General features: G+C 67.6%; 9 protein-coding genes. All 9 read right to left on the bottom strand.

The window, feature by feature from the left end:
• Nucleotides 1-302 precede the first annotated feature (302 nt).
• Nucleotides 303-899, bottom strand: a complete 597-nt coding sequence (locus ACYVLQ_RS20565; protein ID WP_460699137.1) for a hypothetical protein — start codon at nt 897-899, stop codon at nt 303-305.
• A gap of 18 nt (nt 900-917) precedes the next feature.
• Nucleotides 918-1,874: an MlaD family protein gene (locus ACYVLQ_RS20570; RefSeq protein ID WP_460699138.1), complete on the bottom strand. Its 957-nt coding sequence runs from the start codon at nt 1,872-1,874 to the stop codon at nt 918-920.
• Entirely contained in the window at nt 1,871-2,959 is a 1,089-nt protein-coding gene (locus ACYVLQ_RS20575; protein ID WP_460699139.1) for an MlaD family protein, read from the bottom strand. Before ACYVLQ_RS20575 ends, ACYVLQ_RS20570 begins: the two co-directional genes overlap by 4 nt.
• An 86-nt stretch (nt 2,960-3,045) precedes the next feature.
• Nucleotides 3,046-4,131 carry an MlaD family protein gene (locus ACYVLQ_RS20580; RefSeq protein ID WP_460699140.1) on the bottom strand — a complete coding sequence of 362 codons (1,086 nt, stop codon included), beginning with the start codon at nt 4,129-4,131 and terminating at the stop codon, nt 3,046-3,048.
• The gene (locus tag ACYVLQ_RS20585; RefSeq protein WP_460699141.1) at nt 4,132-5,193 is read right to left on the bottom strand and encodes an MlaD family protein; all 1,062 of its coding nucleotides are present in this window, start codon (nt 5,191-5,193) and stop codon (nt 4,132-4,134) included.
• On the bottom strand, nt 5,181-6,179 hold the full coding sequence (locus ACYVLQ_RS20590; RefSeq protein WP_460699142.1) for an MlaD family protein: 999 nt from the start codon (nt 6,177-6,179) through the stop codon (nt 5,181-5,183). The genes ACYVLQ_RS20585 and ACYVLQ_RS20590 overlap by 13 nt, the downstream gene beginning before the upstream one ends.
• Nucleotides 6,176-7,201 (bottom strand): MlaD family protein, encoded by a 1,026-nt coding sequence (locus tag ACYVLQ_RS20595; protein WP_460699143.1) that lies wholly within the window; start codon nt 7,199-7,201, stop codon nt 6,176-6,178. The genes ACYVLQ_RS20590 and ACYVLQ_RS20595 overlap by 4 nt, the downstream gene beginning before the upstream one ends.
• Before the next feature lie 4 nt (nt 7,202-7,205).
• Entirely contained in the window at nt 7,206-8,072 is an 867-nt protein-coding gene (locus ACYVLQ_RS20600; protein WP_460699144.1) for an ABC transporter permease, read from the bottom strand.
• Between the two features lies 1 nt (nt 8,073).
• Nucleotides 8,074-8,753 (bottom strand): ABC transporter permease (locus ACYVLQ_RS20605; protein WP_460699145.1); only part of this gene is annotated, 680 nt, incomplete at its 5' end.

Here is an 8,753-nt window from a genome sequence, read left to right on the forward strand (position 1 = left end):
TCATGCAGCACAACCGGATCCGACGCATCCGAACCGGATCACAACCACGTAAGACACGGTCTAAACCACCTACCGGAGACCTCGCCCATACACCAACGCAGCCAACACCTTTCACAAACACACTGATGGGTAGCACCGCGCAGCGGTGCCACCCATCAACTCACTTCGAGACAGAACCTAGCGGAATGACGGTCGGGCCAACCGCCGCAATGACTATCGAGCCGACCGCGGAATGACGATCGAACCGACCGCCGCAAAGACTATCGGGCCGACCGGGGGCTTCTGTTGTGCGCGGAGTGGTGTTACTGCTTGGGCAGGGCTCCGCCCATGCCGCCCACGTCGGTGACCTTCCAGCCGTTGTCCGGGTCGATGTCGACGGTGTAGGTGACGGTGCTCTGCGCGCCCTCGGGGGTCTGGGCGCTGGTGGAGGTGACGTTCAGGAACACGTTGACCTTGTACCGGCCGTTGTCGTGGTTCATCACCTTGGCCGTGATCGGCGTGGCGCTCGAGGTCCACTTCAGCGGGACCAGGATCTCCTGCAGCTTCGGCGCGGTGGCGTCGAACTTGTTGGCCAGCTGCGGGCTGGTGTTGGCCTTCAGCTTGGCCACCCAGGCGTTGACGTCCTGGAAGTCGATATTCGACGCGCCGACGGCGTAGTCCGTGGCGACCTGCTCGGCATGCCGCTGGTCGGCGGCCTGGGCGTCGCGGTCGTTCAGGGTGCCACGCGCCGACAGCCACAGCGTGCCGAATACGGCGGCGAGCGCGATCAGCGCCACCCCCGCGGCGGCGACGGCCACCGTCGACAGCCGGATCGATACGGTGCGCGGGGCTGCGGGGGACCCGGTGGTCTCCTCCGCGTCGACTGCCCGCTTCGGTTGGGTACCACTGTCGTTCGACATGGGTCCTCCTTCTTCCTTCTACTTGACGTTCACCCGCACCCGCACGGCGCCGTCGCTGCCGACGTCGTCGAGGGCCTGCGTGATCAAACTGGAAATGTCTATGCGCGGCGCCGCGGAGGTCGCCGCGTCCGCCAGCGGCTGCAGCGCCGGGGTCAGGGATTTCAGCTCGGGGCCGATCTCCCGCAGCGCGTCGGTGAGCTTGGCCAGGAACGGCACCAAACCGCTGCCCTCGGTCAATGCCTCCGGCGGCTGCTTGTCGACGAGGCGGCCGATGGCGGCCACCAGTTCGTTCAACGTGTCGGTGAACCGCACGAATTCGGGGGCGGCCGCGCTGGTTGCCGGTCCCGCCCAATCGATATCGGCGGCCGCGGCCTGGAAGCTGTTGAGCAGATCGGCGATTCGGGGGCTGCGGCTCATGACGGCCGCGGCCAGCAGATCGCCCGAGCGCGCCAGGTTGGGGATCGCGGCGTCGGTGCCGTCGAGCATCTGGCCCGCCGTGCTCACCAGGGAGCCGACCACAGTCGGATCGAGCTGGTTCATGGTCTTGGTGACCAGCCGCGCCACCTCCGGAATCGACAGCGGCGTGCGGATATTCGTGCTCTCCAGCCGCTGGCCGTCGCGCAGGTACGGCCCCTCGCCGTTCTTCGGCCGGAACTCCACGTAGGGCTCGCCGAGCGCGGACAGGTGCTCGGCGGTGACCACGCTGTCGGTGGGGAGATCACGGTCGCCGTCGACGCGGAGCCCGATTTCGACGCCGCCCGCGGTCTTGTTCACCGCCGTGACCCGGCCGACCTCGATGCCCGACAGCAACACCGGCGAATCGACGCCCAGCCCACCGGAATTGGTGAGTACCATGGTGGCGCGGGTGTAGTCGGCGAACGGGTCGGCCCGCACCACGCCGAAGGTCAGGTAGCTCGCGCCGAGCAGGGTGATGGCGGCGATGCCGCCGAGCGAGGCCAGCGCACCGATCTTCATCGCACCGCTCCGATCATGCGCAGCGTCCCGACGATCCGGTCCGTCTGCTCTTGTGTCGAAACCTGTGCTGCGGCATCAGTTTTCACGCCGGTGATATTCACTTTGGGGCCGTGCTCGACGAACGGGATGACCTTGTCGCGCAGCAGCGACACCAGCGTCCGCAGGTTCGACGGCTGGCTCAGGTCCAGCGGACGGGACGACGCGAGCAGCGGCAGGAAGGCCTGCGCTGCGCCGTCGGCGCCGGAGAGCACCGGCCCGAGCCAGGTCAGCGAGGTGCCGACGGGCCCGAGCACGCCGAAGATCTTCGTCACGCCGACGACGGAGGCGACGATGCCGTTCATCTCCTCGACCGACTTCCCGCTCAAAATGTTGTCCAACTCGGGCTGAATCTCGTGCAGCACTTGGGCATTGGTGCCGATCCCGTTGAGCAGCAGGTCGACCCGGTCGAGATTGGCGGCCAGGTCGACGGCGTCGGCGGCCATCGTCCTCGAGATCCGCGCGGTGCGAGCGGGATCCTTCGGCAGCACGTCGTTGAACTTGGTGATGATGTCCTGCAGCTGCGTCACCGCGCCGCCCTGGGTGAACATCGCGACAGCCGCCATCGTGTCCTCCAGCTGAATCGGCGGCTTCGTCTGTGCCAGTGGGATGGTGGCGCCGTCGGACAGCAGCTTGTCGAAACCGTCGGGCGGGGTGGTGAGCGCGACGTGGATGTCGCCCAGCACCGTGTTCTGCCGCAGTTCGGCGACCGTAGTCGCGGGCAGCCGCACCGACTTCGAAATGTCGGCATCGACCACGACATACCCGCCGCCGCGCCCGTCCGCCCCGGCCGGATTCACCACGGACACACCGGAAACCGTGCCCACCATGGCGCCGTTGGCCATGATCTTCGCCTTGGCGGGGAGGTTCAGGACATTCGCGAACTCGATCTTCAAGTGGTAGGTCCGACCCGAAACGGTGGTGCCGGGGACGGGGACCGAGGACGGGTCGAAGGAACAGCCCGCGGTGGATAGGACGGCCGCCATGGTCACGGAGATCCCGGCCAAGAGCGCGCCGGGAATGCGATGGGGCAAGGCTTTACCGGGCATGCGATGGGGCAAGGCTTTACCGGGCATGCGAAGGGGCGAGGCGCCGTTCGGTCGGCGGGCAATGACTATTCGGTACGGTCCAATTCTCATCGTGCACCTGCCAATCCGAATACCAAGGTGGCCGCGTCCACCTTCGCCAGGCCGCCGTCGGCGGTGCACTTGCCCGGCGCCACCACGTTCACCGCCGCGCACACCTGGTCCGCATTCTGTTGCGGCACAGCGACCTTCGGCGGCGCGTATCCGATCCCGTCTCCCGCGACCGACCGGAAGGCCTGGGCGATCACCGGCGTCATCCCGATGACTTGAGCGAGCGAACCGACGTGCGCGCGCAGGAACTTCACCAGCGGCACCGTCACGTCGAGCGTCTTCATGATCGGGTCGCCGAAGATGGTCGTGAGGTCGTTGAGCATCGGAACCACCTGTGCCAAGCCGTCGAACAGCTGCGCGCCCGGACCGATCAGGTCGGTGGTCGCCTGGTCCAGGACCGAGCCCAGCCGCGTCAGCATGGACTTCAGATCACCCCAGTGCTCCTCGACCTTCTTCGACACCGAGGCGAAGGCGTCGAAGATCCCGACCAGGTGCGCGATGTCGGCGTCGGGCGAGGCCAGCGCCGCGCTCAGCTTCTGCACGACGGCGTTGACCTGCGGCCCGGTGCCGGTGGTAGCCGTACTCAGCGCGTCCAGTCCGCCCGCCAGCGCGTTCGGCGAATTCGGGTCCGGCCCTTGAATTTCCGAGGACAACTGGGCCAGCGCGTTCAGAGTCTCGGAGATGCTCTTGGGCGTCACGGTCTTCGTGATGCACTGCCCGGCGGCCCACCGCGCGGTGTCCTTGCCGGTCGACACCACCGCCAGTTGCCGAGCCGCGACGATGCTGTCGGCGAGCGTGGTGGCGCCCGCGTCGGCGTAGACCGGTTTGTCGGCCTCGACGTCGAACTCCACCTTCACCGAATTACCCTGCGGCGCAATGGAGGTGACCTTCCCAACCGGAATGCCGCGCATGGTCACCTGATTGCCTGAGTACAGCCCGACGCTGTCGGGCATGATGGCGCAGTAGCTTTCGGTCTTCTTCGCGGGATCGAAGACGACGAAGTAGCCGACGGCCGTCAGGACCACGATCACGACGGCGCCGCCGATCGACATGAACCAGCGGGACCCCAGCATCCGGTGCAGCATTCAGCAGTCCTTCCCCGGCACCGGCACACACACCTTGCCCACGCCGGGCAGCGGATCCACGCCCGCCGGGGCGGTGATGGTCTCCCCGGACCGGTCGACCGTCACTCCACCGTCAGCACCCGTCAGCTCCCCCAGCTTCTGCCGCAGGCTCTGCACCGAGCCGAGCATCGGTTCGAGCTGGTCCCCGAGGTTCTGCAACCGCGGTACGGCATCGATGAGCTGCTGCAGCTTGGGTTTCAGCGCCGAATCCCAGGTCGGCGCCAGCGCAGCGACGCGCTGCACGACCACGTTCAGCAGCCGCACCCCCTCGCGCAACTCGGCCCGCTTGTCGATCACCAGGGTCTCCATCAGATTGACGTTGTCCATCAATCGGCCCAGATCGGTCTTGGCGCCGTCGTACATGGTCACGTACTCGTCGGCCACCGCGACCGCATTCGACACCTGGGTGCGCTGCCGGTTGAGCGCATCGACGTAGGTACTCAGGGTGTCCAGGGTGGTCCGCAGCGAGTCCGGGGCCTTGTCGAGGGAGGTGTCCAGCGCGGCGAGGTTGCGCCGCAAGGTATCTCCGTCGATCTGCCGCAGCGGTTCGGTAGCGTCCTGGAAGGTCTGCACCAGGCTGTAGGGCAGCCGCACCCGATCCACCGGAATCGGCTTGTCGCCCAGCGCTTTACTCCCGGCCGGGAACAGCGCCACATAGTTGCCGCCGACCACGGTCAGCATGCGCACGTCCAGCGAGGACTGGTCGCCGACGAATACGTCGGAGTTGACGGTGAAGCGCATGACCACCCGATCCGGCTTCAGCTCCAGCGATTTCACGCTGCCCACGGGAATTCCCGCGACCCGGATATCGTCGCCGGACTTCACCGACTGCGCCTCCGACAGCTCGGCGGTGTAGGTCTGCTTGCCGAACGGCACCACATACAGCACCCCGGCCGCGATCGCGATGATCGCCACCAGCGCGGCGCCGATGATGCCGTAGCGGATCTCGCGGCGGCGCTTGGTCGCGTCGTCGGCGACCCGTCGTTCCGCGGACAGCAAGCGCCCGAGGCTCATCCGTTGCATATCGCCACCTGCTGCCCCGCGATCAGTACCTGAAACACCTGCGGCACGTCCGCGTTTCCGTTGGAGCACTGCGGCTTCCAGCCCGCGACGTACTTGGGCGTGGCGGCGTCGAGCCCGGCCAGCAGTCCCGGCAGCCGGTCGAGCACCTCGAGCGCCTGCTGCGGATCCGGAAACAGCTTGCGGAGCAACGCATCCACGTCGTCACCGGTCTGCAGGCCGAAGGCGTCGAACAGATTGTCCAGCGGCCCCAGCACCGACGGCGCGGCCATCGCGAACTGCGCCAGCCCGCCGAGATTGCTCTGCAGCCCCTGGAAGATATCGGTGAGCCGGGCCAGCAGCGGCACCAGGTGATGCACGCGACCACCGACCCGCTCGGACAGATCGGACATATTGCGGATCAGGGTGCCGATCACCTGCTGCCGGTCGTCGACGTAGGAGGCGAACTTGCCGATCGCGTCCAGCGCCGGGCCGACGCCGCTGCCGTCACCCTCGATCAGCGCGACCATGCTCGCGCTGAACTGATTGATCGCCTCGGGAGAAATGGTGGCCAGCACCGGCTTCAGGCCGTTGAACATGCTCGTGACGTCGAAGGAGGGCACGGTCCGCTCGGTGCCCACGGTGGCGCCCGCCGGAATGCGGGCTCCCGGCTGCGGCTGCTGCTGCAGGTCGATATAGCGCTGACCGGTCAGGTTCTGATATCGGATGGCGAGCTTGGAGTTGTCGTAGATCGGCGCATCGGTCTTCAGCGACAACCGAACTCGCGCCTGCGCCCCGTCGAGCGAGAGCCCCTCGACCTTGCCGACCTGCACACCGTACATGCGCACATCGTCGCCGACCTTGAGCCCGTTGGCGTCGGTGAACAGCGCGTCGTGCGCCTCGGTGTCGCCGGACACCGGCCGCTCGATCGCGGTGAACACCACGGCCAGCACAAGGATCATCACCCCGGCGAACAGCGACAGCCGCCACGCCGCGGCCCCGACCTTCATCGCGCACCTCCCAGCAGCGCCGCCAGCACCGGCACGCCGCGCACATCGATCTCGGCATTGAGCACCGGACCGTTCGGGGTGGCGGGCATCGCCGTGCGCAGCCGGTTCATCAGCTCGGCCAGTTCGGCCCCGGACTGCTGCGGTCGCGGCACCATCTGTCCCAGCAGCGCGAGCACGGGAGCCAGCATGTTCGTGGTGCCCGACAGCGAATCACCCGCCACCCCGGCGAAATTCGCCAGACCGGGCAGCAGCTGGTCGGTCATGACCCGCACCCCGGCGTCGTAGGCCGCCCGATTGTCCTGCAGCCGTGGCAGATCGCGGATCAGGTCGAGCACCTGGATGGTGGCGCCCGCGAACTTGCCACCGCCGTCGAATGCGAGACCGAGCCGCCCCACCAGTTCCGACGCGGGCATCTTCTGGTTGTCGGTGATGGTCTGCGCCACCGTGATCATCGCCTCCGCCAGCGGCGTGAAGGCCTCCACGTCATTGGACACCTGCGCGATCACGGTCGCCATCTGCGGGGTCAGCACCGCCTCACCTGTCTGCGAGAGACTGCGCAGCAGGCTGCCCATGGTGGCGTCGAAGATTGCGGCGGAACGCTTTCCGGTCATATCGAGGACACTGTTCTCCCGCAGCGGCGCGCCACCCGCGCCGCGCCGCAACTCGATCTCGCTGATACCGAACAGGTTTGCCGGTGCGTAGTCCACCTGCAGGCTGTCGTCGATGCCGAACAGCTGGGAACGGTCCAGTCGCAACGCGATTCGCTGCGTGCCGCGCTCATCGGGCGCGATGCCGGTGACCTCGCCGACCTGCACGCCGTCCACCCGCACCGCGGTGCCCGCCAGCACGCCGTCCCCGATCTGTTCGGTGTGCAGCGCAATACGCAGCCCGTCGTCGCTACGCAGCCCGCGATACAAACCCACGCCCGCCAGCACGGCGACGATGACGCCGACCGCGACCGTCCCGATCAGCAGCGAGCGGCGCCGGTCCACAGCGACTCCGGGCATTCCATACTTCGGCATCGCGCTACCCCGTGAAGCTGATCGTCGCGTTGAAACCCCACAGCGCGAGGGTGAGGACCATATCGATGGCCACGATCGCCACCGAGGAGGCTCGCACCGCGCGCCCGGAGGCGATGCCCACGCCCTCGGGACCGCCGGTGGCGAAGAAGCCGTAATAGCTGTGGATGAGGATCACCACGGTCGCGAATATCGCCACCTTGATCACCGCGGCGATCACGTCGAACCCGGAGACGAACTGGAAGAAGTAGTGGTCGTATACCCCGGCGGACTGGCCGTGCACCAGCGTGATCAGCCCGCGGCAGGCCATATACGACAGGATCAGGCCGATCAGGAAGGTCGGCACGATCGAGATGGCTCCGGAGATGACGCGCGTGGTCACCACGAAAGGCACCGAGCGCAGGCCCAGCGCCTCGATAGCGTCGATCTCCTCGGAGATGCGCATCGAGCCGATCTCGGCGGTCATGCGGCATCCGGCCTGGGCGGCGAAGCCGATGGCGGCGGCGATGGGCGCGAGTTCGCGGGTGGTGGCGTAGGCCGACACGATGCCGGTCACCGGGCCCATGCCCAGCATGTTCAGCATGGTGAACGACTCCACGGCCACCGAGGCGCCCATCACCAGGCCGAGCACGACCATCATCGGCACGGTGCCGCCGCCGACGATCACCGAGCCGCGGCCCCAGGTCATATCGGAGATCAGCCGCAGCGTCTCGTCGCGATACCGCCTGAGCGTCAACGGAATCGACGACAACACCTGCCAGACGAAGGCGAGCACGAAGCCGACGCCCTCGACGCGCGCCAGGACCAGTCCGCGGCGGCGGTAGAAGCGCGCGAACCAGCCCAGCCCCTTCGGGGCGTAATGCGATACCGCCATCTCAGACCAGCCTCGTGGGCAGGAACATCTCGACCACCTGGGTGATGCCGAGGTTCACGACCGCGATCGACACCACCGACAGCACCACGGCCGCGTTGACCGCGTCGGCGACGCCGCGCGGCCCGCCCTTGGCCTCGAGCCCGCGCTGGCAGGCGATGATCACCACGAGGAAGCCGAAGATGACCGCCTTGAGCAGCGATACCCACACGTCGGCGGCGGTGGTAAACGATCCGAACGTCGCCCAGTAGCTGCCGGGTGTCACGTTCTGCCCACCGACGGCGACCGCGTATCCGGCCACCACGCCGACGAAAATGATCAGGATGTTCAGCAGTGGCGCGACGAAGACCATCGCGACCAGCCGCGGGATCGCCAGCCGGTGAATCGGGCTGATGCCCATGGTGTTGAGCGCGTCGATCTCCTCGCGGATGGTGCGCGCGCCCAGGTCGGCGGCGATCGCGGCCGCGCCCGCGCCGCCGAGCAGGAAGCCGGTGGCCAGCGGGGCGCCCTGCTTGATGACGCCGAGGCCGCCGGTGGCGCCCAGCAGCGAATCGGCGCCGAGGGTGTGGATGAGGTTGCCGACCTGCACCGACACGATCACGCCGAACGGGATCGCGATGAGCACGGGTCCGCAGCCCGCAGGACAAGCCGCGCGTCGAGCGCTGTGTTCCTTACGCCCGCTCG

This window comes from Nocardia thraciensis (assembly GCF_054782435.1).

Coding starts and splice junctions, on each gene's coding strand:
- ACYVLQ_RS20570 (WP_460699138.1), bottom strand. CDS start 1,874: ATGAAGATCGGTGCGCTGGCCTCGCTCGGCGGCATCGCCGCCATCACC.
- ACYVLQ_RS20580 (WP_460699140.1), bottom strand. CDS start 4,131: ATGCTGCACCGGATGCTGGGGTCCCGCTGGTTCATGTCGATCGGCGGC.
- ACYVLQ_RS20600 (WP_460699144.1), bottom strand. CDS start 8,072: ATGGCGGTATCGCATTACGCCCCGAAGGGGCTGGGCTGGTTCGCGCGC.
- ACYVLQ_RS20575 (WP_460699139.1), bottom strand. CDS start 2,959: ATGCCCGGTAAAGCCTTGCCCCATCGCATTCCCGGCGCGCTCTTGGCC.
- ACYVLQ_RS20565 (WP_460699137.1), bottom strand. CDS start 899: ATGTCGAACGACAGTGGTACCCAACCGAAGCGGGCAGTCGACGCGGAG.
- ACYVLQ_RS20590 (WP_460699142.1), bottom strand. CDS start 6,179: ATGAAGGTCGGGGCCGCGGCGTGGCGGCTGTCGCTGTTCGCCGGGGTG.
- ACYVLQ_RS20595 (WP_460699143.1), bottom strand. CDS start 7,201: ATGCCGAAGTATGGAATGCCCGGAGTCGCTGTGGACCGGCGCCGCTCG.
- ACYVLQ_RS20585 (WP_460699141.1), bottom strand. CDS start 5,193: ATGCAACGGATGAGCCTCGGGCGCTTGCTGTCCGCGGAACGACGGGTC.